Genomic DNA, 24,326 nt, shown 5'->3' with positions numbered 1-24,326 from the left:
CGCACCTTTCCCTGAGAGGTGCGCACTATAGATGCCGAACCGCTAACCGCAGGAATCCGTTATGCGCTTTACGATAATAACGACTAAACCGGGCCAACAGCCGCCGCAGACCCATTGTGACTTCTTTCCGCCCGGCGGCACCATTGGTCGCGGCGTGGACAACAATCTGGTCCTGCCAGATGACGACCGAACACTCTCCCGACTGCAGGCGATTGTGCATATCACCGCCAGCGGTGAATGCCGCCTGACCAACCGTGGCAATGTGACGCGGGTGCTGCTCAACGATATTCCGCTTGAGCGTGGCCGTCAGGTCGAGCTGCAGGATGGGGACATTCTGGGTATTGATGATTATCAGCTGCGGGTCAGTGACCTCAACAGTGCGCAGCCGCCGCAGACGGAGAGGACGGCTCCGCGCCCTGAGCCGGTGCTCCCTGCGTCGGTAGTGCCTGAGCCGCCGGTGGAAAAAACCGCGACGGCGGCCATTCCCAGCGAAATCTGGGACAGCCTGGCGAAAGAGTTTTCCATCTCGGACGATCTTTCTAAGCGCAAAGCCGCGCCGGAACTGCCGGAGGCACATCCGCTGACCGCGCCTGCCGCGCCGGAACGTAACCCGGAAGATCCGCTTTCCCAGCTGGCTAATGACGCGCCGCTCGATTTTGGTCAGCAGCCTAAAAACAGCAGCCTGTTTGATGAAGGCGATGCGCTGTTCGCCCGGGAAAGCATTTTTGACGACAGAACGCCAAGCACGCTCTCTGCTCAGCCGAAGACGGCGGCACCTCAGGCTGAAAAGCCCGCCGCTGAACTGGACCCGCTGAGCCTGTTTGAGGGTGAAAGCAGCACAGATGCGCGCAACCATGACGATCCGCTGGGACTGATGATGGGCAACGCGGTGCCGCTGGCACAGCCGGAGTCGCAGACCGCGAAACCGGCCACCCTGCATGTGCCCCCGGAAGCCCCGGCCAGCGTGAAACCGGCGACCGGACGTCCGCCGGAAGCGGTGCCTGCCACGCCGGAGGCGCAGGATTTTTCGATGCTGTTCAGTGACGCACCACCACCTCAGCAGGCAGCAGATAGCCAGCCTCACCCTGAAGCGCCGGGGCAGACGCCCCTGATCGAAGATGAAGACGCCGCTCAGCCCGACGCGGTCACGCCGCAAAATGAGTATGGCGGGATTACGCTGCCCACGCCGCAGGCCGTACAGCGCGCTCCTTCACCGACGCCAAAAGGGCGGCTGCGTATCGATCCGGTCGCCTCGGGATATCAGCCTGCCGCCACGGAACAGCCGTCGACCGCCGGCCAGAACAGCGGCGACGCCCTGAAGGGGGAACTGCTGGATGCGCTGCTGGAAGGGATGGGTCTGCGTGACCTGCAGCCGACGCCCCAGTTTGACCGGGAACAGATGCTGCAGTTTGGTCAGATGCTCAGTATGTTCTCGCAGGGGACGGTCGCGCTGCTCTCATCGCGTTCGATCCTCAAGCGCGGCGTCAAGGCCGACATGACGGTGATCCTCGACGACGCTAACAACCCGTTCAAGCTGCTGCCGTCAGGCAAGACCGTCCTGATGCAGATGTTCGGCAGCCGGATGCCGGGCTTTATGCCGCCGCGTCAGGCCGTGCGCGATGCGCTGATCGACCTGCAGGCCCACCAGCTGGGGATGATCGCCGGGATCCGCGCCATCATCGCCTCCATGCTGCAATCCTTTAATCCGGAACAGCTGGAGGAGGAGGCGCGCCAGGCGGGATCGGTGTCACGTATCGGCCTGCCGGGCAGCCGCAAAGCCGCCCTGTGGGAACATTTTGTTGAGCGTTACGGCGAGACGGCGGGCGAAATCGAGGACGATTTTCACACCCTGTTTGGCGAAGCATTCCTGCACGCCTATGACCTGGAAGTCAATCAGTACAAAGACTCACAAACCCACACGGATGACGCATGAATATCACTATTGCCTCGACGTCGAATCAGGGCGATCGCGCCAGTAACCAGGACCAAATCGGTGATGTGATCGGCAAGCGCTCCGCCTGCTTTGTCGTGTGTGATGGCGTGGCGGGATTCCCCGGCGGCGAGATTGCCGCGTCGATCGCCCGCAGCAGCCTGCTGGAGGCCTTTGATGGCAATGCGCATCTTGATGCGCAGTCGATTCGCCGCTATGTCAATCACGCCAACCACGCCATTCGTCAGCAGCAGAAAGTCAGCAGTGAACACAGCCGGATGGGGACCACGATGGTCAGCCTGTTTATCGACCGGGACTACCATCTGGCCTGTTGGGCCCACGCCGGGGACAGCCGCCTCTATCTGTTCCGGCGCGGTTATCTCTATCTGGTCACCACCGATCACAGTCTGGTGCAGCAGATGAAGGATGCCGGACACCGTACCGAAGGGATCAACAGCAATCTGCTCTATTTTGCGCTGGGAATGGGTGATGAGCAGCGCGACGCCAGCTACAGCGACGTGGTGGAGATCGAAGATGGCGATGCCTTTCTGCTCTGCACCGACGGTTTCTGGCACGGCGTGTCGCTGGAGCAGATGCAGCAGTCGCTGCACATGGTGAATACGCCGGAAGAGTGGCTGACGCTGATGCAGCAGATCATTAAAAACGACCAGCCGGATGCCGGACAGCAGGATAACTTCAGTGCGCTGGCCGTCTGGATTGGGTCACCTCAGGACACCACTTTGCTGCACTCGCTCTCTGAAGCGGCGCAGTTCTTCCCTCTGCGAGATTGAGAACGCCAACATGAAATATGGATTACTGGGTCTGGCAGCGCTGCTGCTCAGCACGCACGCTTATGCTGAAAACTATCGCATCGTCCAGTCCCCGGCACAGAAACTGGATGTCTGGATCGATAACGTAAAAAACAATCAGCTGTCGAGCTGGTGTAACAGCACGATCTCTCTGCGGATCGTCACGCTGGGTGAAAAAGACCCGGCGGTGCTGAAAACCTTCCTGCCGCGCGTTGCCGGATTGATGGCGTCCCAGTGTAAACCGCTGCAACAGCTGCACTGGCAACTCACCGACGCGCAGGGCAGTGAAATCGCGACCGGCAGCGCCGCCAGAGTGCAGCAGTGGAAAACCGTGGTTACGCCGCCTGCAACACCGCCTGCGACATCGGCCGCCACGGCCGCCGCCGTGCCTGCCGATCCGCTGGTCAACGCCGCGCAGGCCGACACCTCGCCGTGGCTGCAGTTCAGTCTGCTGGATGGCTGCCATTTCCGCACCTGGTGGCAACACCCGGCTCAGGGTAGCGCGCTGTTTGTTCCGGCAAAGCAGGGGCTGGTCTGCGGGTCGGATGGCTGGCTCAGCGGACACAGCAGCCTGACGCAGCAGGGTAACGGCGCGACGGCGCAGGTGGGTGTGACCTTCCTGCAGGGCTTCCCGATCATGGGGCTGAGCAACCAGTCGTCGACCACCGAACTGCACATCACCACGGTTAACAGCGAGCGCATGGTGCTGAGCAACGAAAAATCACCGGAAAGCTGGCTGATACTGCCGTTCAGCAACCGGTTTAACGGCTGGCAGGCCAGCCCGCAGGTCGTCGTGCAGATGCCGGTCAGCGAAGCCGCGGATGAGAGCGCGTTCGCGGCACGTCTGCAGGAGGTGCGCAAAGTCTGGTCGCCGTGGATTAGCGGCAATGCGGCGCTGAGCGTGAAGCTGGTGGAAAAGCTGCATCCTGAACTGAAAGATCCGGCCGCTGCGGTCTATCGCACCCTCAACTGACGCAAAAGGAGTTTGCATGGATACCTTACAGCATCGTCTGGCCAATGCCTCGCTGAGCGAAGCGCTGGCTGATGTTACCCGCCAGATCCAGGCCTCTCCGGCCAGCGCTGACCTGCGGGCCGCGTTTGTGCAGCTGCTCTGCCTGGCAGGCAACTGGTCGCGGGCGCAGACCCAGCTTCAATCCTGGCTGGCGTTAAGTCCGCAGGCGCAGCCGACGGTGAATCTTTTGCAGCAGGCCATTGCCGGTGAGCTGCAGCGCGACGCCGTGCTGCGTGGCGAGGCGCAGCCAGTGCTGCCCGGCAGTGCCTGGCACTGGTGCGACACGCTGCTGACCGCACTGCAGGCGGAGGCAGAGGGCGATGCTGCACGCGGCTCTGCACTGCGTGCTGAAGCACTCGAACTCGCTGCCGCGAATCCCGGCAGCGCCACTCAGCAGGATCAGCCTTCGGCCTTCAGCTGGCTGATGGATGGCGACAGCCGCTTCGGGCCGGTGTGTGAAGTCATCAGTCAGGGCCGTTACTACTGGATCCCGTTCGCGGCGATCCGTGAAATGCAGTTTCAGGCGCCCGCCAGCGTCACCGATCTGGTGTGGCGTCATACGCGGGTGCAGCTGATTGATGGCAGTGAGCAGGTGTGCCAGATCCCGGTGCGCTATCCGCTGCTGGCGGGGGCGGAAGAACGTTTTCTGCGTGCCGGTGCCACCGAATGGCAGCCGCTGGGCGACGATCCGGATCAGTTCATCGGTCAGGGGCAGAAAATGTGGCTCACCGACAGCGCAGAGTTTTCGCTGCTGAGTCTGCAGCAGGTCCTGTTTGATAACGTTGAGAGTGCTGATGAGTCATGATTCAGGCGGGCAGAATGACGGCTATGCCCAGCTGCATGGCGGCTTTCACGCGCGCAAAAAGCGCGATGCGTTAACGTCCCGCGACAAACTGCAATCCTCGCTGCTGGATCGTCTCACCGACAACGCGCCGGAGAAGCAGCAGGAGGCGGAGAACAGCATGCTGATTACGCACAGCACGCTGCGCCGCCACGTTCTGCGCGATCTGCAGTGGCTGTTTAATACCATCAATAACGAAGCGCAGCAGGATCTCAGCGGCTTTGATCAGGTGCAGCGCTCGGTCTGGAATTTCGGCGTGGCCCCCCTGGCCGGACAGAATGTCTCCGATATCGAGTGGCAGGATATCCAGCGCAAAATGACCAACGCCATTCTCCACTTCGAACCGCGCATTCTGCCGCAGGGCCTGCAGGTGCGCTGCGTGAGCGATCTCAGTTCGCTCAGCCTGCACAACGTGCTGTCGATTGAAATCAAAGGGCGGCTCTGGTGTGTGCCTTATCCGCTGGCGTTTCTGTTCCGCACCCAGGTTGATCTGGAGAGCGGCCATTTCGAACTTCAGGATGCAGGGTAATCATGGACAGCAATCTGCTCGACTACTACAACCGCGAACTGGCCTATCTGCGTGAGATGGGGGCGGAGTTTGCGGCGCGCTATCCCAAAGTGGCGGGACGTCTGGGCATGCGCGGCATCGACGTGGCGGACCCCTACGTCGAACGGCTGATGGAGGGATTCGCCTTTTTGACCTCCCGCGTGCAGCTGAAGATGGATGCGGAGTTTCCGCGCTTCTCGCAGCGTCTGCTGGAGATGATTGCGCCTTCCTATCTGTCGCCGACGCCGTCGATGGCGATCGCCCAGCTGACCCCGGACAGCCGGAAAGGGGACATCACCCAGGGATTCCATGTGCCGCGTGGCACCATGATGGAAAGCCAGAACCTGAAAAAAACCGGCGTCACCTGCAGCTATACCACCGCCCAGGATGTGATGCTGCATCCGCTGCGCATCAGCGAAGTCACGCTTGGCGGGGTGCCCGGCGATCTGCCCACGGGGGAGCTGAAACTCAGCGGCCTGGGGGCAGCCAGTGCACTGCGCATCCGCATCAGCTGTGAGGGGATCTCCTCGCTGAGTCAGCTGAACGTGGATGACCTGATGCTGTTTCTCAGCGGCCCGGATATTCAGGCCCTGAAACTGCTTGAGCTGCTGATGGCGCACCGGGTGGGCATCGTGCTGCAGTCCGTTGAGAAACACCCTCAGCGTCAGGTGCTTTCAGATGATGCCCTGCAACAGGAAGGGTTCGCGCCGGAGCAGGCGCTGTTGCCGGACGATCTGCGCAACTTCGACGGCTATCGTCTGTTGCAGGAATATTTCGCGTTCCCGGCGCGCTTCCAGTTTATCAGCCTGAACCAGCTCGCGCCGTTTCTGCGCCGCTGCGACAGCGCCCAGGCATTCGACATCATCATTCTGCTCGACAAGGCAGACAGTGGGCTGGAGAGCGTGGTCGATCACAGCCACCTGGCGCTGCACTGCACCCCGGTCATCAACCTGTTCCCGAAAACGGCAGAGCGTCTGAAGGTCAGCGACAGTCAGCACGAATATCACCTGGTGGTGGATAATATCCGGCCGCTGGATTATGAAGTGCATTCGGTGCAGCGCCTGTTCGCCACCATTGAGGGCAAGCGTGAAGAGCAGGTTTTCCGCCCCTTCTGGAGCACCTTCAGTGGCGATCAGGGCGACTATGGCGCCTACTTCTCGCTGCGCCGCGAGCAGCGCACCCTGTCTGAACAGGCGCAGCGCTATGGCACCCGCACCGGCTACATCGGTTCAGAACTCTTTCTCTCGCTGGTGGATGAGCATCACGCGCCGTGGCGCGATGAGATGCGCTATCTCTCCGCCGAAGTGATGTGTACCAGCCGCGATCTGCCGCTGATGCTGCAGCAGGATCAGGGCAACTTCGTCATGCCGGACTCCATTCCGGTGGCGGAGCTGAAGCTGTGCAAAGGCCCGACGCCGCCGCGTCCGGCCCTGGCTGAGGGGCTTTCCGCCTGGCGGCTGATCAGCCATCTGCAGATGAACTACCTCAGCCTGATGGACAGCAGCGACGGAGAGGGCGCGGCGGCGCTGCGTCAGCTGTTAAGTCTCTACGCCAACCTGGCGGAAGCACCGGTTGCCCGCCAGATTGACGGCATCCGCCACTGCACGCTCAGCGCCGTTAACCGCCGCGTGCCGGAGCCAGGCCCGGTGGTGTTTGCGCGTGGTGTCAGTATCACGCTGGAGGTGGATGAGCAGGCGTTTTCGGGTGCCAGCCCGTGGCTGCTCGGCAGCGTACTGGAGCGGGTCTGCAGCCGCCTTGTGGCGCTGAACAGCTTCACCGAGTTCACCCTCAACAGCCAGCAGCGCGGCGAAGTCGGCTACTGGCCGCCGCGCATGGGCCGGAAGGCGCTGATATGAGTGGCGAAAAAGTCATTACGCTGCCACGACTGACCCGCCTGCCGGACGATTTCTGGCAGAAGGTGATGGCCGCGCCGTGGCGCTACGATCTGTTCCAGCTGCTGCGGCGGCTGGATGCGCAGGGCGGGCAGCGTTATCCGCTGGGCCGTGCGCCGCTGCCGAAGTTTGAAGCGGTGCGCATCGGGCAGACGCCGTCACTGGCGTTTGCTCCCTCTACCGTCGCCAGCGCCGCGCCGCGGGAGGAGACGGGACGCCACGATCTCTCGATTTACAGCTTTGGTCTGTTTGGACCCAATGGTCCGCTGCCAACCCATCTGACCGAATATGTACACGAACGGATTGTGCATCATCAGGATCACAGCCTGTCGGCATTTGCTGACCTGTTTCATCATCGCGCCACGCTGCTGTTCTATCGCGCCTGGGCGGATGCGCAGCCGACGGTCTCCCTGGATCGGCCCGACGACAGTCGCTTTCTGAACTATCTTGCCTGCCTCGCCGGCATCGGGTTGCCGGCCCAGCAGCAGGCCAGCTCACTCAGCCTGCATGCGCGGCTGATGCTGGTGGGGCATCTCAGCCGTCACGGTCACGACGCCGAGGGGCTGGTGCGCATTCTGCAGCACTATTTCGGCGTGCCGGTCAGGCTGACGCAGAACCTGCCGCACTGGCTTACGCTGGACAGCCGCGATCAGGCCCGGCTGGGTGCGGGACGCCATATGCCCCGGCTGGGTGCCTCTGCTTTTCTCGGCGTGGCGGTACGCGACGTGCAGCACCGTTTCCGCCTCCATCTGGGGCCGCTCAGCGCCGCGCAGTATGCCCATTTCCTGCCCGATGCCCCCGGCGCGCGCGAAGTGCGCGACTGGGTACGTCACTACCTCGGCATCGAAATGCAGTGGGATCTCAGTCTGATCCTCGCCGCAGACGAGGTCGGGGGCGTGGCTCTGGGTGGCGGTGCCCGGCTTGGTTACACCAGCTGGCTGGGGCAGATGCCGCAGCCGCAGGATCGCGAAGATTTTATATTTGAGGTTGAGGCTGCCTCGCGCTAGCCCAGCCGCTTTCCCTGTTACACAGCCTGCGTCTTTCATTGAAGAGAGTCCCCTATGTCAGAAATCAGCCGTGCCGTCCTGTTCGGCAAACTGGATACGCTGTTATTTACCTCGCTGGAAAGCGCCACCGCCTTTTGCAAATTGCGCGGCAATCCCTATGTTGAACTGGTGCACTGGCTGCATCAGCTGATGCAGCAGCAGGATGGCGACTTACAGCAGGTCATCACACATTTTTCACTGGATGAAAAGGCCCTGACTCAGGACATCGTCGCTGCGCTGGATCGCCTGCCGCGCGGTGCCAGTGCTGTCTCTGACCTCTCTGAGCATATCGACAGCGCCGTTGAGCGGGCGTGGGTTTACGCCTCACTGAAATATGGCGCAACCCGCATTCGCGGCGGTCATCTGCTCATCGGCATCCTCAAAACCTTTAACCTCGCCAGCGTGCTGAAAGGCATTTCCGGTCAGTTTGCCCGGATTAACGTCGATGCCCTGCTGGCGGAGTTCGACACGCTGCTCGGCAACAGCAAAGAAGCGCAGCAGGCGCTGAGCGCACCGCAGGATGCCGCAGGCGCACCGCCAGCCGCCAGCGGCAGCACGCTGGCGCAGTATGGCCAGGACCTCACGGCACGCGCCCGTGCGGGAAGTATCGATCCGGTGACCGGGCGTGATGAGGAGATCCGCCAGATGGTCGATATCCTGATGCGTCGCCGCCAGAACAACCCGCTGCTGACCGGCGAAGCGGGCGTCGGCAAAACGGCGGTGGTCGAGGGCCTTGCCCTGCGCATCGCGGCGGGCGATGTGCCTGCGCCGCTGCGTGACGTGCAGCTCTGGCTGCTGGATATCGGTCTGCTGCAGGCCGGTGCCGGGATGAAAGGGGAGTTTGAGGCGCGCCTGCAGGCACTGATCAACGAGGTGCAGTCCAGCCCGACGCCGATTGTGCTGTTTGTGGATGAGATCCACACCCTGGTCGGCGCGGGGGGGCAGCAGGGCACCGGCGACGCCGCCAACCTGCTGAAACCGGCGCTGGCGCGTGGCCAGCTGCGCACCATCGGCGCGACCACCTGGGCGGAATATAAAAAGTATATCGAGAAAGATCCGGCGCTGACCCGACGCTTCCAGACCGTGCAGGTGCAGGAGCCAGATGAGGCCAGAGCGATTCTGATGCTGCGCAGCACCGTCAGCGCACTGGAGAAGCATCACCGGGTGCTGCTGCTGGATGATGCGGTCAGCGCAGCGGTGAAACTCTCGCATCGCTACATCCCGGCGCGTCAGTTACCTGATAAAGCCGTGGCGCTGCTGGATACGGCCTGTGCGCGCGTGGCGGTCAGTCAGGGCGCGCAGCCCGCGGCACTGGAGGATTGTCTGCACCGTCTGGCCGCGCTGGAGATTGAAGCGGAGATTGTGGAACGTGAAATCCGCGTCGGCCTCGGTGATGTGACCCGCCAGCAGGCGATTGCCGGAGAGCGTGCGGCGCTGGAAGCGGAACATGATGCGCTGCAACAGCGCTGGCTGCAGGAGCGCGAACTGGTCGAGACGCTGATTGCGCTGCGCGCCCGCTGTGCCACCGAAGAGGATGCGGCGCTGCGTGAACAGCGCGATGCCACACAGCAGCAGCTGACTGCGCTGCAGGGTGACACGCCGCTGCTCTTCGCCGCCGTCGATGCGGGCGTGGTCGCCGCTGTGGTCTCTGACTGGACCGGCATTCCGCTGGGCCGGATGGTGAAGAATGAGATCGACGCCGTACTCAATCTGGCGGACACCCTGAACCAGCGCGTTATCGGTCAGCGTCACGGTCTGGATCTGATCGCGAAGCGGGTTCGCACCACGCGCGCCCGCCTCGACAACCCCAACAAACCGGCGGGCGTCTTTATGCTGTGCGGGCCGTCGGGCGTGGGTAAAACTGAGACCGCGCTGGCGCTCGCCGAGTCGCTGTATGGCGGCGAGCAGAACATCATCACCATTAATATGAGCGAGTTTCAGGAGGCGCACACCGTTTCGACACTGAAAGGGGCCCCGCCGGGCTATGTGGGTTACGGCGAAGGTGGCGTGCTGACCGAAGCGGTGCGCCGTCGCCCCTACAGTGTGGTGCTGCTGGATGAGATTGAGAAAGCCCATCCCGATGTGCATGAGCTCTTCTTCCAGGTGTTCGACAAGGGCTGGATGGAGGATGGCGAAGGGCGTCACATCGACTTCCGCAATACCATCATCATTCTGACCTCGAATGTCGGCACGCAGTTGATCAGCGCGATGTGTGCCGATCCGGAACTGATGCCCGATCCCGACGCCCTCAGCGCCGCCCTGCGTAAACCGCTGCTGGAGGTGTTCCCGCCTGCGCTGCTGGGTCGTCTGCTGGTGGTGCCGTACTACCCGCTCAGCGATGACATGCTGGCGGAGATCGTGCGGCTGCAGCTGGCGCGCATTGTGCGTCGTCTCGCCGACAATCACGGCATTGAGGCGGAGATCGACGAGTCGGTGGTGAATCAGATCGTGCAGCGCTGCACCGAAGTGGAGTCGGGCGGACGCATGGTCGACGCCATCCTCACCAACACGCTGTTACCGCAGATGAGCCAGATACTGCTCAGCGCCCACGCCCGCGATGAACGCTATCGCCGCGTTGCCGTGCGCTGTGAGCAGGGCGAATTTGTCTGCCAGTTCGCTGTTTAAAGCCTAGTCATCAGAGAATTTTCGAATATGTCGGAACATGATCAACCCCTGAATGTCCCCAACGCCCTGCCGCTGGGTTACCGCTTCAATGAGTTTGAGATTAAAGAGGTCATCGGCGGTGGCGGCTTTGGCATCGTCTATCGCGCCTGGGACCACCAGCTGGAACGCGATATCGCCATCAAAGAGTTCATGCCCGCCTCGCTGGCGGTGCGCAGCGATGATCTCAACCTGGTGCTGCGCAGTGAGCGTTTCAGCAAAACCTTTCACGCCGGGCTGAACAGCTTTATCCAGGAGGCGCGGCTGCTGGCCCGCTTCAATCATCCCAACCTGCTGCACGTGCTGCGGTTCTGGGTGCAGAACGACACCGCCTACATGGGCACGGTGTTCTATAGCGGTACCACGCTCTCGAACTTCCGCGAACGTAATCCGCAGTCGGTGAATGAGGCCTGGATTCGTCGCCTGCTGCCGCCGCTGCTGGGGGCGATTAAAACCATCCATGAAGCGGGCTATCTGCACCGTGACATCTCGCTGGATAACATCCAGATCCAGAGCAGCGGTGAGCCTATCCTGCTGGACTTCGGGTCAGCGCGTAAAACCATCGGCAACCTCTCCGATGAAAGCGAGACGATGCTGCGCCCCGGCTATGCGCCGATTGAGCAGTACAGCGACAACGATGAGAGCGAGCAGGGCGCATGGACCGATATCTACGCGCTGGGCGCGGTGCTGCATACGCTGATCACAGGCGCGCCGCCGCCGGTGAGCGTGGTGCGCAGTATCGAAGATAACTACCAGCCGCTGGTGCAGCGTCGTCTGGCGGGGTATTCCTCTGCACTGCTCAGCGCTGTCGATCGTGCGCTGGCGCTGAAACCGGAAGATCGTCCGCAGAGCATTGATGACTTTGCGGCGCTGATGGCGCTGCCGGAACGTGAACCGGAGCCGCTGCTCAGCGCAAAAATGAGCGGGCCAGGTACCATGCTGGTGCCGATCGAAGAAGAGGAGGCGGTCAGCCCCGACTCGCGACTGAAAACGCTGCTGGGCCACCGCTTTGCCCTGCCGGGCCTGGTGGCCGCGGGCGTGCTGGTCGGGCTGTGCGCCGGTCTGCTGATGTCGCGTGGTGATGAACAGACGGCCCCGGCGGAGACCGCGCAAAACAGCGCGCCTGCCGTCACCGTCGCGCCGGTTAATCAGCCGGTGGCTGCGCCACCGACGCAGGCTGAGACCCCGCCGGATAGCGTTGCCAGCACCCCGGCTCAGACAACCGCGCCAGCGCAGACCGCCGCACGTGAACCCGATCCTCAACCGGCACCGCCAGCCGCCCCGGTGGCGCAGGTCTACATTCGCCTGCAGCAGGGCGAACGGGTTCAGGTGAACGGTCAGCCGCAGGCGCTGGTGCCTGCGGTCAATGGCTTTGCCACGCTGCAGCTGGCGCCGGGCAACTACACCTTTGCCATCAGTGGCCAGAGCGGCACCCGCCAGCAGACGCTGAACATCAGCGAAGAAGGCGTCTGGTTGCTTGATCCACACAGTTAATAGTCAGGGATTACTTATGTTCTCACGCATTACTGCACAGCTGCCGGCGGACGGCCTGCTGTTCCACACGCTGAAAGGCACCGAGGCGCTGTCGCACCCGTTTGTGCTCACCGCCGAGCTGCTCTCCACCGACGCGCGCATCGACCGCCACGCCCTGCTGGGCCAGCCGGTGACGTTCACGCTGCCCACCGACGGCCTGATGAGCGCGCTGAGCCCGCGCTACCTCAACGGTAAAATCACCCGGGTGGCGGTGCGCAGCCAGGAGCTGAACGGCACGCGCTACGCGTGCTATGAACTCACGGTGGAGCCGGACCTGTGGCCGATGAAGCGGGACCGCAACCTGCGCATCTTCCAGAGCCAGACGGTGCCGCAGATAGTGCAGACGCTGCTGAAGGAGTACGGGGTGAGCGTCGAGACGCGGCTGGCGGGCAGCTACCGGGTGTGGGAGTACTGCGTGCAGTATCAGGAGAGCAGCCTGGACTTCATCAGCCGCCTGATGGAGCTGGAGGGGATGTACTACTTCTTCCGCCACGAGGCGGACAGGCACACGCTGGTGCTGTGCGACGCGCCGGACCAGCATCAGGCGTTTCCGGGCTATGAGACTATCGCCTACCACGTCACGCCTTCCGGCGGCGTGGTGACGGAGGAGGGCATCAGCCAGTGGTCGCTGTCGGAGAGCGTGACGCCGGGGATGTACAGCACCGACGACTACGACTTCCGCAAGCCGAACGCGTGGATGCTGCAGGCGCGGCAGAACCCGGCGTCGCCGGTGCCGGGCGCGGTGGACGTCTACGACTGGCCGGGACACTTTGTGGACCACAGCCACGGCGAGTCCTACGCGCGCATCCGCCAGGAGGTGTGGCAGGCGGAGCACCACCGCGTCAGCGGGTCGGGCACGGCCACCGGCATCGCGCCGGGGTACACCTTCTCGGTGCTCAACGCGCCGCACTTCAGCGACAACGGCGAATACCTGGTGACCTCGGCAACCTATGACTTCGCCGAGAACCCCTACGCCAGCGGCGACGGCGGGGAGAGCCGGCACAACATTGACTTCACGGTGCTGCCGTCGTCGGTGACGTGGCGCACGCCGCCGGAGACGCCGTGGCCGAAGACGCACGGCCCGCAGACGGCGAAGGTGGTGGGGCCGAAGGGGGAGTCCATCTGGACGGACCGCTACGGGCGGGTGAAGGTGAAGTTTCACTGGGACCGGCTGGCGAAGGGCGACGACACCAGCTCCTGCTGGGTGCGCGTCTCCAGCGCCTGGGCCGGTCAGGGATTTGGCGGGGTGCAGATCCCGCGCGTGAACGACGAAGTGGTGGTGGACTTCATCAACGGTGACCCGGATCGTCCGCTGATCATTGGTCGGGTGTACAACGAGGCGAGCATGCCGCCGTGGGCGCTGCCGGCGGCAGCGACGCAGATGGGGTTCCTGAGCCGGTCGAAGGATGGCACGGCGGACACCGCGAACGCGCTGAGGTTTGAGGACAAGGCGGGTGAAGAGCACCTCTGGATCCAGGCGCAGAAGAACATGGATACCCATGTTAAAAATGACGCCAGCCATTCAGTCGCTAATAATCACAGCCATTACGCAGGTGGCAATGAGCTTTACCGTGTCGAAACCAACCGTATCCACGGCGTGAAAGGTGGCGAAGAGCGGCTGACCGGTAAGGGTAAACTTGATGCGGTAGTCGATACCTATGTAGTGGGATCGGGCACTCAACTTCGCCTGGAATGCGGAGAGAGCGCTATCGAACTTAACGCGAATGGCCAGATAAATATCGTCGGCAAGGGATTCAATATTTTCGTGCAGGGCGATGGGCATATCACCACATCTGGCGGCAAACTGAACCTGAACACAGATGGCGCTAAACCGGGCACAAGCGCCCCGGGTTCAGGTCATAAACAGAACATCAGCCAGGCCGTAGAGAACCTTTTCCCGCCGAAGCAGAAAGGGCAGGCGGCACCCGCTGCGCCAAAGGCTGCGGCGGCACCGGCGAAAGGGGCGCCGACACTAAAAAACGGTGATAATTTTTCCAGGATTTCTCCAATAATATTAAGGCATGAAGGCGGCTATGCAAATCGTGCATCTGATAAGGGTGGTCCAACAAATCATGGCATTGCATGGAATACATGGAAAAAATACTCAAAAGAAGATTTAGGGGTTGAGCCGACATTAGAAAATCTGAAGAAAATTACTCCAGAACAGGCTGAAGTTATTTATAAGAAAAGGTACTGGGACCCAAGTGGTTTTAATGACATTAAAGATCCTAAATTAGCTTTGATGTCCTATGACTGGAGCATTACATCTGGTGGGGCAGGAAAGCAGATTCAAAAACTGCTAAATAGCCAATATGGAAAAAATGTGAAGGTTGATGGTGTAATTGGGCCTGATACGATTTCTGCTATGAATAGTGTTGAGGATTCAAGTAAGCTAACCAATAGCATTGCTGAAATCAGAAAGCAATATTATACTAACCTGACTATATCTGATCCTAAAAACTTACCTAATCTTAATGGCTGGCTCAATAGGGTTAACGATTGTCTGGATTTCAAAGGTTAATTAGATGAATAAATTTAGATTTAGCTTAGCGGTTTTGCTGTCAGTCTCTTCATTACCCCTGCTTGCTTCTGATGACTTTACTGGTCAGTGGAGTGGGCAAGAAAAAAATGATAATGGATCATTATACTCCACTCTAACGTTGAAATTAAAACAGGATAATAATAACATCACGGGTAGTTATTGTTATGTTACCAGGGGTGGCAACAAAATAGATTGTCCTGAGGATAATGTCATCAACCTCAAAGGCACTGCAAATGATAAAAAAGCTTTGATTGAATTTAATTCTTCATTTGGTGGAGTAAAGGGCAAAGCAAATTTAGAAATTAAAGATGATAAAGTTTTATGGAATTTAATTAAAGACCCTGAAAATGGCGAGTTTTACGCTCCAAAAACTTACGCGCTCGAAAAGGAAGTTAGCCAGGAAAATTTAAAATCGGGCATGAAAACTTTCTCGACATCTGACTTTACCATTACTTTAGTGAATGGTTGTGGAGAGTTTTATACTGTATGTAATAAAGTTAAGTACTTAGGTCTCAGAAATAAGGACGGGAAACAAATCACTCTTGAAGGCAAAACCACGCAGCCTGTCAACTCAAATAAAGCTAATGGAATGATTTTCACTAATAGCGGAGTAAATTATATTGTGAACTTTGATCCGCTTGTGTTAAAAGTAACTCAGAAGAATAAAATACTCGTAGAGCAAAGTGGTAAGTGGGAGTGATGGTTTTATTCTTCTCAAACGAAAGTTTTTTGCGACTCAGATGTTAGTAACGTTGATTAATTTATGATGTTTATTGAGGTGGTTATGTTTCGTCTCCACCTCATGCATATTATTGATGCGTTGATTTTTTTTGAGTTAATTTGATCGCGTTGAGTTAGCGAATGAAATTTTTTTATTTTTGCAATTGCCAACTTCGATAAAAATAATGATCGTAAATCGTTTATTAACCAGCTTTATAATTGTGCCTATTCTTCTCTTTTTAGCCTGCATTGTCAGGGCTGAATCCGGCACGGAGTCGCTTGCTCCTGCTCTTAATGAGGGTGATTTTTCGGTTCTGCTTAATGACTATGTTTTCACGCCCGGTGATACCTGGAGTGACGAAAGCTTCGTACGCGCAGGCGAGGCACTGAGCTCCGATCTGGCTGGAGAGGTAGTGATTGATAATCAGCAATATAAATATTTCCAGCATACCTATAACGGGTTTAAGTTGTTCAGCGCGGCGGCGGCAGGAAAGGGAATGCACCCGATTCTGGCTGAGATTCTTTTGGGAAATGCCAGCGTGCCGACGGCCCGAAATATCATGGTTGGTGACAGCCTGGAAAAGGTTCAGCAAGCCTATGGACCCGGAAAAGAAGATAACAGTGATAATCAGCACTGGCTTGTTTATCAGTCGGGCAAAAACCAGTTGATGTTCCATATCGTTCAGGGAAAAGTCAGTGACATCATGCTGAAAACAGACCCGGGTGCAGAGCAAAGCGAAATCAGCCCTGACCAGGCTATCGGCATCGCCACCGAAGCCATTCATACCTGGCACCTGACCACTCTCGATGATAAATGTCTGCGTTACGATCTCGATGAAAGCCGTGAGAAAAACTTCTATATCATCACGATCCGTGAAGATAATCGGGATATCAGTTGCGGTGGCGACCCTGATATTTCGCACCGACTTTTTGATATTAAAGTTGCGCGTGATAATACGCAGATACTCACTAACGCCGATAACGTTGATGGTGATTATCGCGACCTGAATTCTCCTGCCACAAACAATGAATAAGACGGACATCCGATATGCATTACCAATTCAATGAGGGCGCTTTTGCGCTTTTTCCTGCTGCCTGGCAGGACACCACCATGAACATTCTGCGCGATGAGGCCAGTGGACTGGCGTGGGTGGTGAGTCGTGGTGTTATTGCAGAAGGCAGTGATGCAGAAAAAGAGTTTCAGCGTCAGTGGGACACATTGCGCAGCCAGATGGGGCACATTCAGCAGAGTGAATTTGTTCCTGTGATGGCCGGTGTGAATAACACCTTACCTGCGACAGAAGTTGAAACCCTGTTTGACCGTAACGGACAACAGGTGTGGCAGAAACAGCTGGCTGCACAGGTTCCTGAGTCGAACATCTTTATGATTTTTACGCTCTCCGCGATGCGTCCATTCAATGAGGAAGACGGTCAGCGCTGGCAGGCTTTCAAACAAAGCCTGAGTCTGAATACGCCACGGAAAGATTAACTTATGGATAACCATGCGGCCCGCGTGGGCGACGAGATCATTCACTCCAGCATTTTCGCTGATATCACCAGTGTCGTGGCTGAAGGGGCGGCTTATGCCGTCATCGGGGCTGCGGTAGGAGCGGCGGCAACACTGGCTGCGCCTTTACTGGGTGCCGGCATGGCGGCGGCCGGGGTTGCCGCTATCGGTTCCAGCTGTCTGCTCAGCGGCATCATTGGCGGTGTGTTAGCCAATGCTGCGGGCCTGTCGGACGACATCTCTGAAGCGGCAGAAGGGCTGGGCGACATGATATTCCCGCCTTCACCCGCCGGGGTGATCGCCAGCGGTTCAGACAACGTACGCGTGAATGGTCTTATGGCCGCACGCGCGGCCGGGATGATGACGCCGGGTGAGACACCGCCACCGGAACCGCAATCACCGCAGAGCTTCGCGGACTACGGCGGCATGCTGCTCTCTGCGGTGGGCCAGTTCGGCAGTGCTATGTGGCAGCCCACGGTCGCCTCCGCCGATGCGGGGAGCTCTCCGCTTGAGCAGGATAAAGTGGCCTGTGAAAAACACAGTGCGCCGCAGTATCTGGCTCAGGGATCGAAAAGCGTTTTTATCAATGGCCAGCCTGCGGTGCGGGCAAAGGACAAAACGACCTGTGACGCCACGGTAAGTGATGCTGTTTCCCCCAATGTCATCATCGGGGGTGAAACCGTTACGGTCAGAGAGATCAAAAGTGGCAAGGTGCCGGGTCTCGCGGTCATGATGATCGGCCTTTCGCTCATACGCGGTCGCCCCAGCCAGATCCTGAAAAATATGCCCTGCGCGCTGGCCGGTGCGGCGGGCGGCATGATGGCGGATATGTCCATCAACGCCGCTTTCTCATCGCTGTTCCCGGTTCATGCCGCAACCGGCGTCAAGGTCCTTAATGATGATGCCGAGCGCGATTTCTCTCTTCCCGGCCGTTTCCCGCTCAGTTTTCAGCGCAGCTATAACAGCCTGACTCAGCGCGCAGGCCTGTTCGGTCAGGGCTGGGCCACGGTGTTTGACAGCTATTTGACGCTGGAAGGCAACCGGGCAACCTGGTTTGATGACAACGGGCGCGAGCTGAGCTTTGACGTCCCCGGTGAAAAAGAGGTGCTCTACAGCATCAGCGAAGGGCTGATGGTGCGGCGCAGCGAGACTGGCGATATCGCCATTGCCGATGACGACGGTGCGGTATGGCGTCTTTACCGGCGCACGGCCGCCGATCCGCAGGTGCTGCGGCTGGCTTCACTCAGCGACGAGTACGGCAACGCGCTGGAGACGGGCTGGGATGAACAGGCCCGTCTGGTCCGAATCCATGACGCGCCGCTGGCAATTGACGTCACGCTGCACTACGACGACAGACAGCATCCGCGACGGCCGACGTCAGCCAGCCATTTTGATGGCGAGCAGCACTGGCCTCTGACGCGCTGGACCTACAGCCAACAGGGCCAGCTTGCCAGCGTGACCGATGCGGCAGGCGTTGTTACCCGCCGGTTCCGTTACAACGACGACGGACTGATGGTCTGGCATCAGCTGCCCGGCGGGCTGGAAAGTGAATACCGCTGGCAGAAGCTGGATCACTGGCGCGTAGTTGAGAACCGCACCAGTAGCGGTGACGGCTGCCGCATGCATTACGATCTCGAGGCGGGCATCACGCGCGTGTCGACCTATGACGGTCAGCAGCGCGAACACCACTGGAACGCCGCGGGCCTCATTACCTGTTTCATCGATGAGCGTGGCGAGAAGTGGCGCTATGAGTGGGATGAAAACGAACTCCTGACGCGCCGCATCGATCCACTCGGCAACACGGTGAGTTTCACCTATGACGATCTGGGCAACCGCGTTGAAGAGAAAGATGCTGACGGCGGTGTGCAGGCGGTGCAATGGCTGTCACACCGTGCGCTGCCCACCGTGGTTGCCGGAGCGGATGGTTCCACGACGAAATACTATTACGATCCCCATCACGGTCTTGAGCGCGTCGTTGATGCGCTCGGGCAAAGCACGATCTATAAGCGGGATGAGTCCGGACTGGTTGTCGAAGAGATCGACGCAGCAGGTAACAGCTATCGCCGGGAGTTTAACGATGCCGGACAGGTTATCCGTGAAACCGACTGTTCAGGGCTGACCACGCGCTACCGTTATCATCCTCTGGGCTGGCTTAGCTCTGTCACCGCGCCGGATGGTGAAGAAACCCGTTATTACTATGACGCCGCAGGCCGTCCTCTTCAGCTGGAGCGCGCAGAGGGCTGGGAAGAGCGACTGCACTGGAGTGAAAACGGCCTGCCGCTGGCCTATGAGTCGGCGGATGGCAAGCGCAGTGAATTCCGTTACGACAATGTCGGACGACTGATCGCCAACCGCAACGCACAGGGCGAGACGGTTCAGCGAAGCTGGGACAGCCGTGGCCGCCTCACGGCGTTAAAAAACGAGAACGGCGAGCAGTATCAGTTCGAGTGGGGGGCAGATTCTCTGTTGCTGGCCCAGGTGGGGCTGGATGGTGTTGCCACGCGATACGACTATGACGCGGCGGGCCGCACCGTATCACGTACCTTTGCCGCCGGCCATCCTCAGGCCATCACCCATCATTACCACTGGAGTCATGCGGGGCAACTGCTGGCGCGAACCACGCCGGAGGGTCAGACGCGCTATCACTACAGCGGTGGCGGCCAGCTCGGTAAAGTGTCGCAGCATCTGCCGCTGTCTGACACCGAGTGGAGCCAGCAGGCTGAGCAGGAGATTACCTTTAAATATGATGCGCTGGGCCGCATCGTTGCTGAACAGGGGGAGCAGGGCGAACTGGCGTGGGCGTATGACGCGCTGGGTAACTGCACGGCCTTAACCCTGCCGGATGGTCGCAACCTGAAGCAGCTTTATTACGGTAGCGGCCATTTGCTGAGCATCGCACTGGACAACCTGCCGGTCACGGAATTTACCCGTGACACGCTGCATCGGGAACTGAGCCGCACACAGGGCGGCCTGACCATGCGCAGTGAATATGACCGCTTAGGCAGACTGCGCCGCCGTGACGTGTTCAGGGGTGACGCGCAGCGTCCTGCGCCGCGCGTCTGGTCCCGCCGGCGCGACTTCGATTACGGTAACAATCTGATCCGCGAAGAGCGTGACGATAATCCGTTCAGCCAGACGTTATGGCACTACGATAACGCTGGCCGGCTGTTGTCCCAGGACGGTGCGCAGCCGGGTAATGAGCAGTGGCGCTGGGATGGCGCAGGCAACCCGCTGGATCGCCATACTGCCGCTCATGTCATGCACAACCGTGTCACCGGACTTAACGGTATCCGCTGGCAGTACGATATTCATGGCCGCACCACTGAGAAAGATGACGGCCAGACCCGCTGGCGATATCGCTACGATGGTGAGCATCGCCTGACAGAAGTGATCAGCGAGCCGCGGGACCGCAATAAACCGCGCACGAAGGTGAGCTTCCGCTACGATCCGCTGGGACGTCGCATCAGTAAAACCAGCCAGCAGCTGTTACAGGGAAGACCATCTGGCAACGCCGTAACGACGCGCTTCGTCTGGGAAGGCTACCGTCTGTTGCAGGAAATCCACGACGGCACTCCGCTGACCTACGTTTACAGCGACAGCCAGAGCTATGAACCGCTGGCCCGTATTGATGGCGTGGAAAGCCCGGAAATTTACTGGTTCCATAATGCGGCCAACGGCATGCCGGAACTGCTGACTGACGCGGAAGGGCAAAAAGCCTGGGAAGGGATCAACAGCCCGTGGGGCAAACTGCTGCGTGAGTCCAGCCAGCGGCTGCCTGCCGTTCAGCAGAACCTGCGTATGCAGGGTCAGTACCTGGATCGTGAAACCGGACTGCACTACAATCTGTTTCGTTATTATGACCCGGACAGTGGAAGGTTTACCCAGCAGGACCCGATAGGGCTGGCGGGCGGGATCAACCTTTACCAGTATGCGCCGAATGCGCTGGGGTGGGTGGATCCGTGGGGGTTGAGTAAGTGTGAAACGGGTTTTTTATATCGGGGTGATAAAAGGGCACCAAATGTTATTTTTCGCGAAGGATTTAAACCCCTTGGCGATAGTTTAGATCTTCTTTTACATGCCAGAGATAACAGATCACCACCGAGTCATTTCGTCAGCACATCATCCGATATAGAGGTAGCGCAAAATTTTGCTGCACGAGATGAACAAAAAGGCTTTGTTTATGCTATTCGAGCACAACAAAACGCCATTGATGTTAACAAAGCGTTGGGTAAAGATACTCCGTTCCCTGATGAGGTTGAAATGGCTGTTCCCGGTGGGATCTCAAGTAAAGATATTTTAGGGGTTACTCCGGTGAACGGGGATGGTAGTTTTGTAGGATTCAGTTTTATAAATTTTTTGGGGGGGTAACTTGAGTTTAAAAAAAATAAATTTAACCTGTATGTCTGATGGTATAGTGCATGATGTTGAGGTTCACCTGATATCTGATAACAAATGCGCTATGAGTGTTTATATTGGAAATAAATGCCAGTTAAATGCTGACGGTGAGGATTTTTTTGAGTGCTTTAAAAAAATAAGAGAGTTAGATAAGCAAATAGTTTATTATTGCAAAGGTGCTAAAGTTAATGTCATCCCTTCGAGAATGACAAGGCAAATGACCAAAGGGTTGAGTGCTTATGAAACGACTTTAGGCGTTCCAGCGCGTAGAGAAAACTTAGTTAATATATTCGACTATGAAAATGAGGGGTTAGCATCCGATCCATCTGAGCAAGATCAATATGAAGCGAAGTGGTTTGCGTCATTAACTGCTTGATTTTATTGTGCTTCACCGCTCGATTCAATATTAACTAATTTGAATGCAAATCTGTGATTGCCACATTGGACATTCCTATGTGCCTGGTTTTAAGTGGCAATGCAGCATTAAGCATTTTTGTTGTTTGTTTTTTTCATTCAGTCGTTGGCTGAAATTATTGCAATGGAATTTTATCTTGACTTAGTAAATATTTTATTCGGAGCATTGCTGAGATTTGTTGAAATAAGAATGGGATTTGGTGATGGCTTTAAAAGGTACGCACTCTGATATCATAACTATAGTTTTACAATTTAGAGGGTTACAAAGATAATGTCGGCCAATATATTTATTCAGGCAGGTAACGGTGAGCTCCTTTAGAAAAGCAATATTTTTGATTATTTTTTCATGTATCACAACCGGTGCTATAGCTTCTGATAACTCCTGGGCACTATCTCAGTACAACAGTTTGGCCAAAATTCCCACTATCTTAGATAACCAAGCGGTTATTTCCAGCCTGAAATCCGTGCTGGGCAAAGACTATAGCGAATTTAGTCAGAGTTTTGATGTATTTGGTGAACCTCATAAAACTAAAAAGGGCGGGTTATTCGCTGAGGGGTGGTTGAAGGACCTTTACCTTGTGCAGGCTTCAGCGTTTGTTATACAGCCTGATGGTGAAATTTATGCTGCGTGGTTATCGCCTGAAAACAATGAAGTGCGTTATGCCACTAACGCACCAGAAAAGAGCAGTATGCAGGAGGATATTGCTCGCTGGGAACAGCGTTTTGATAAAAAGATGTCATCAGCATGTAAGAATCCGCAGAAAAAGCACAGCATGAAATCACGCTATTTCGAAACAACGCACTTCAGGATTAAAATAACCCCACTCATTATGTCCGATTCTGATTGCAATGATGTAAGTTACGAAGGTGTCAGGAAGTCAGACGGAGCGATAGTCCGGTTAAGAGGTAAATCAATAGAAAGTGACTGCGGTAAACTTTCTTGCCCCGTGCTTACTTATATGTTTCGGAATCATGATGCAAGTTATCTTATCAATAACGTCATCAATACTCTTTCCGTTATCGTTCATGGAAAGATTTTAGTTTCAGAAACGGGGCAGTGGAACGATGTGTCCGGATAAATTAACAGGCTGGCATTGTAATGCCTTGCGGCACTAAACATCATGGATGGAAAGGATAAATAAAGCCAAAAGCCTACTGTTGATTTATGTCCGCTGCCGGATGAGAATTGTAGCAATCCACAATGAAATACATCATAAACAACTCAACCAGTTGAAAAAAAGGAAATCGCTTTGAAATAGAGCGCATTTCTCTTTAAGGTATGATTAAGGAATTTATATGATCGACCTCAGATTGCCGGATTTTGATCTTAATATTTACGCCCGTAAATATGCCCATTTACTTCCTGAAATTTCGCCTCAACTCAGAAACAGGATGGCTTACGAACATCAGCCGATGCCCGATGAAAAGCCAGCGAAACCTGAGTGGATGCAGACAGTTAACCAAAGATTAACGGACGCTGAGGCTTTAGATAAAGCCAAAGGTTTACTCATGGGACTCGCTGTTGGTGATGCAGTGGGAACCACGCTGGAATTCCAGACTCGCGACAATTCTCACATCAACGATATGGTTGGCGGTGGCCCATTCAGGCTGAAGGCGGGTGAATGAACCGATGATACGTCAATGGCGCTCTGTCTGGCAGAAACGTACATTGAACAGAAAAGCTGCGACACTGCTTTTTTCAGGGATAAATTAATCCAGTGGTATAAATCTGGCCACAATAGTTCGAATGGCGTTTGTTTCGATATTGGTAATGCAACCCGTTATGCGCTTGAACAGGTTATCAGGCATGGGTCAGACTGGACAGGCAACGCCTCTCCTGAAAGCGCAGGGAATGCTGCCCTGATTCGTCATGCCCCTGTCGCTATTTTCAGACGGAAATCTTTCATTGATGGCTGGAGAGATGCCGCTATTCAGAGCAGGGCTACACACTCTGCTCCGGAATCAATCAATAGCTGCCAGTATCTGAATGCCATCCTGCATTATCTTTTAATGGGTTATGGTAAAAATGAAGCCTTCGCGCCTCATAAAATGTCTTTAATGGTAAGAGTTCTGATCATTAATGCCGGTGAGTATAAAGAAAAGCATCGTGACCAAATTCGCTCCTCCGGTTACGTTATCGACACCCTGGAAGCAGCATTATGGGCCGTCTGGCATACAGACAATTTCAAAGATGCCATTTTACTGGCGGCAAATCTTGCTGATGATGCAGATAGCGTAGCGGCGACGGCAGGCCAGTTAGCGGGCGCATTGTATGGACTGTCAGGTATACCTCAGGAATGGGTTGAGAAGATAGTACAAAAAGACAGAATCCTCTCAATGGCAGAAACGCTATTTAATCTCGCGCCGGAAGAAACAGAGTGATTCCGCTCCCTCTGTGTCAGGTAAGTGATTTTTTGTAGCACTGACTCAGCCTGACAGGGGCGCTGGCATCCGCCATTCATGCACTCGCCAGTGCC

The 24,326-nt window shown here is 57.1% G+C and carries 16 protein-coding genes and 1 pseudogene; all 17 read left to right on the top strand.

Annotation, left to right across the window (positions count from 1 at the left end):
- Positions 1-61 precede the first annotated feature (61 nt).
- The 17 genes and pseudogenes from tagH (at position 62) to tri1 (ending at position 24,231) form a co-directional block, all read left to right on the top strand.
- Positions 62-1,933, top strand: a complete 1,872-nt coding sequence (gene tagH / locus OXR04_RS05950; RefSeq protein WP_267369450.1) for a type VI secretion system-associated FHA domain protein TagH — start codon at positions 62-64, stop codon at positions 1,931-1,933.
- Complete coding sequence (locus OXR04_RS05945; RefSeq protein ID WP_046101647.1) at positions 1,930-2,721, top strand: protein phosphatase 2C domain-containing protein; 792 nt, start codon at positions 1,930-1,932, stop codon at positions 2,719-2,721. Before tagH ends, OXR04_RS05945 begins: the two co-directional genes overlap by 4 nt.
- Before the next feature lie 10 nt (positions 2,722-2,731).
- A complete protein-coding gene (locus OXR04_RS05940) occupies positions 2,732-3,712 on the top strand; it encodes a hypothetical protein (RefSeq protein ID WP_267369449.1) in 981 nt (326 codons plus the stop codon).
- Between the two features lie 16 nt (positions 3,713-3,728).
- Complete coding sequence (locus tag OXR04_RS05935) at positions 3,729-4,556, top strand: type VI secretion system accessory protein TagJ (RefSeq protein WP_267369448.1); 828 nt, start codon at positions 3,729-3,731, stop codon at positions 4,554-4,556.
- Complete coding sequence (tssE, locus tag OXR04_RS05930; protein WP_267369447.1) at positions 4,546-5,121, top strand: type VI secretion system baseplate subunit TssE; 576 nt, start codon at positions 4,546-4,548, stop codon at positions 5,119-5,121. The genes OXR04_RS05935 and tssE overlap by 11 nt, the downstream gene beginning before the upstream one ends.
- A gap of 2 nt (positions 5,122-5,123) precedes the next feature.
- Entirely contained in the window at positions 5,124-6,995 is a 1,872-nt protein-coding gene (gene tssF, locus OXR04_RS05925) for a type VI secretion system baseplate subunit TssF (RefSeq protein ID WP_140924117.1), read from the top strand.
- Positions 6,992-8,038 (top strand): type VI secretion system baseplate subunit TssG, encoded by a 1,047-nt coding sequence (tssG, locus tag OXR04_RS05920; RefSeq protein WP_009090735.1) that lies wholly within the window; start codon positions 6,992-6,994, stop codon positions 8,036-8,038. The genes tssF and tssG overlap by 4 nt, the downstream gene beginning before the upstream one ends.
- Before the next feature lie 54 nt (positions 8,039-8,092).
- On the top strand, positions 8,093-10,702 hold the full coding sequence (tssH, locus tag OXR04_RS05915) for a type VI secretion system ATPase TssH (protein ID WP_267369446.1): 2,610 nt from the start codon (positions 8,093-8,095) through the stop codon (positions 10,700-10,702).
- Positions 10,703-10,729: 27 nt separating this feature from the next.
- Positions 10,730-12,232, top strand: coding sequence for a serine/threonine protein kinase (locus OXR04_RS05910; protein WP_267369445.1), 1,503 nt, complete (start codon positions 10,730-10,732; stop codon positions 12,230-12,232).
- Between the two features lie 16 nt (positions 12,233-12,248).
- On the top strand, positions 12,249-14,792 hold the full coding sequence (gene tssI / locus OXR04_RS05905; RefSeq protein WP_267369444.1) for a type VI secretion system tip protein TssI/VgrG: 2,544 nt from the start codon (positions 12,249-12,251) through the stop codon (positions 14,790-14,792).
- A 4-nt stretch (positions 14,793-14,796) separates the two neighbouring features.
- A complete protein-coding gene (locus OXR04_RS05900) occupies positions 14,797-15,513 on the top strand; it encodes a hypothetical protein (RefSeq protein WP_267369443.1) in 717 nt (238 codons plus the stop codon).
- Positions 15,514-15,718: 205 nt separating this feature from the next.
- A complete protein-coding gene (locus OXR04_RS05895; protein WP_267369442.1) occupies positions 15,719-16,567 on the top strand; it encodes a hypothetical protein in 849 nt (282 codons plus the stop codon).
- Between the two features lie 14 nt (positions 16,568-16,581).
- Positions 16,582-17,022, top strand: coding sequence for a DcrB-related protein (locus OXR04_RS05890; RefSeq protein WP_009090722.1), 441 nt, complete (start codon positions 16,582-16,584; stop codon positions 17,020-17,022).
- Between the two features lie 3 nt (positions 17,023-17,025).
- The gene (locus OXR04_RS05885; protein ID WP_267369441.1) at positions 17,026-21,408 is read left to right on the top strand and encodes an RHS repeat-associated core domain-containing protein; all 4,383 of its coding nucleotides are present in this window, start codon (positions 17,026-17,028) and stop codon (positions 21,406-21,408) included.
- 1 nt (position 21,409) lies between these two features.
- Positions 21,410-21,811 (top strand): hypothetical protein, encoded by a 402-nt coding sequence (locus OXR04_RS05880; RefSeq protein ID WP_265136296.1) that lies wholly within the window; start codon positions 21,410-21,412, stop codon positions 21,809-21,811.
- A 343-nt stretch (positions 21,812-22,154) separates the two neighbouring features.
- Complete coding sequence (locus OXR04_RS05875) at positions 22,155-22,928, top strand: hypothetical protein (protein WP_267369440.1); 774 nt, start codon at positions 22,155-22,157, stop codon at positions 22,926-22,928.
- A gap of 217 nt (positions 22,929-23,145) precedes the next feature.
- Positions 23,146-24,231, top strand: a pseudogene (gene tri1 / locus OXR04_RS05870) (ADP-ribosylarginine hydrolase Tri1).
- Positions 24,232-24,326 lie beyond the last annotated feature (95 nt).

This window comes from Pantoea sp. GM_Pan_3, from assembly GCF_026541045.1.
GTDB lineage: Bacteria > Pseudomonadota > Gammaproteobacteria > Enterobacterales > Enterobacteriaceae > Pantoea > Pantoea anthophila.
Note: the sequence above shows the minus strand (reverse complement) of the source record. Positions and strands in the feature narration are given on the sequence as shown.

What these genes read in the sequence shown, in the direction of transcription:
- tssH (WP_267369446.1), top strand. Translation starts at nt 8,093, where the DNA reads ATGTCAGAAATCAGCCGTGCCGTCCTGTTCGGCAAACTGGATACGCTG.
- tssG (WP_009090735.1), top strand. Translation starts at nt 6,992, where the DNA reads ATGAGTGGCGAAAAAGTCATTACGCTGCCACGACTGACCCGCCTGCCG.
- tssF (WP_140924117.1), top strand. Translation starts at nt 5,124, where the DNA reads ATGGACAGCAATCTGCTCGACTACTACAACCGCGAACTGGCCTATCTG.
- tagH (WP_267369450.1), top strand. Translation starts at nt 62, where the DNA reads ATGCGCTTTACGATAATAACGACTAAACCGGGCCAACAGCCGCCGCAG.
- OXR04_RS05945 (WP_046101647.1), top strand. Translation starts at nt 1,930, where the DNA reads ATGAATATCACTATTGCCTCGACGTCGAATCAGGGCGATCGCGCCAGT.
- OXR04_RS05940 (WP_267369449.1), top strand. Translation starts at nt 2,732, where the DNA reads ATGAAATATGGATTACTGGGTCTGGCAGCGCTGCTGCTCAGCACGCAC.
- OXR04_RS05885 (WP_267369441.1), top strand. Translation starts at nt 17,026, where the DNA reads ATGGATAACCATGCGGCCCGCGTGGGCGACGAGATCATTCACTCCAGC.
- tssE (WP_267369447.1), top strand. Translation starts at nt 4,546, where the DNA reads ATGAGTCATGATTCAGGCGGGCAGAATGACGGCTATGCCCAGCTGCAT.
- OXR04_RS05935 (WP_267369448.1), top strand. Translation starts at nt 3,729, where the DNA reads ATGGATACCTTACAGCATCGTCTGGCCAATGCCTCGCTGAGCGAAGCG.
- tssI (WP_267369444.1), top strand. Translation starts at nt 12,249, where the DNA reads ATGTTCTCACGCATTACTGCACAGCTGCCGGCGGACGGCCTGCTGTTC.
- OXR04_RS05900 (WP_267369443.1), top strand. Translation starts at nt 14,797, where the DNA reads ATGAATAAATTTAGATTTAGCTTAGCGGTTTTGCTGTCAGTCTCTTCA.
- OXR04_RS05890 (WP_009090722.1), top strand. Translation starts at nt 16,582, where the DNA reads ATGCATTACCAATTCAATGAGGGCGCTTTTGCGCTTTTTCCTGCTGCC.
- OXR04_RS05895 (WP_267369442.1), top strand. Translation starts at nt 15,719, where the DNA reads ATGATCGTAAATCGTTTATTAACCAGCTTTATAATTGTGCCTATTCTT.
- OXR04_RS05910 (WP_267369445.1), top strand. Translation starts at nt 10,730, where the DNA reads ATGTCGGAACATGATCAACCCCTGAATGTCCCCAACGCCCTGCCGCTG.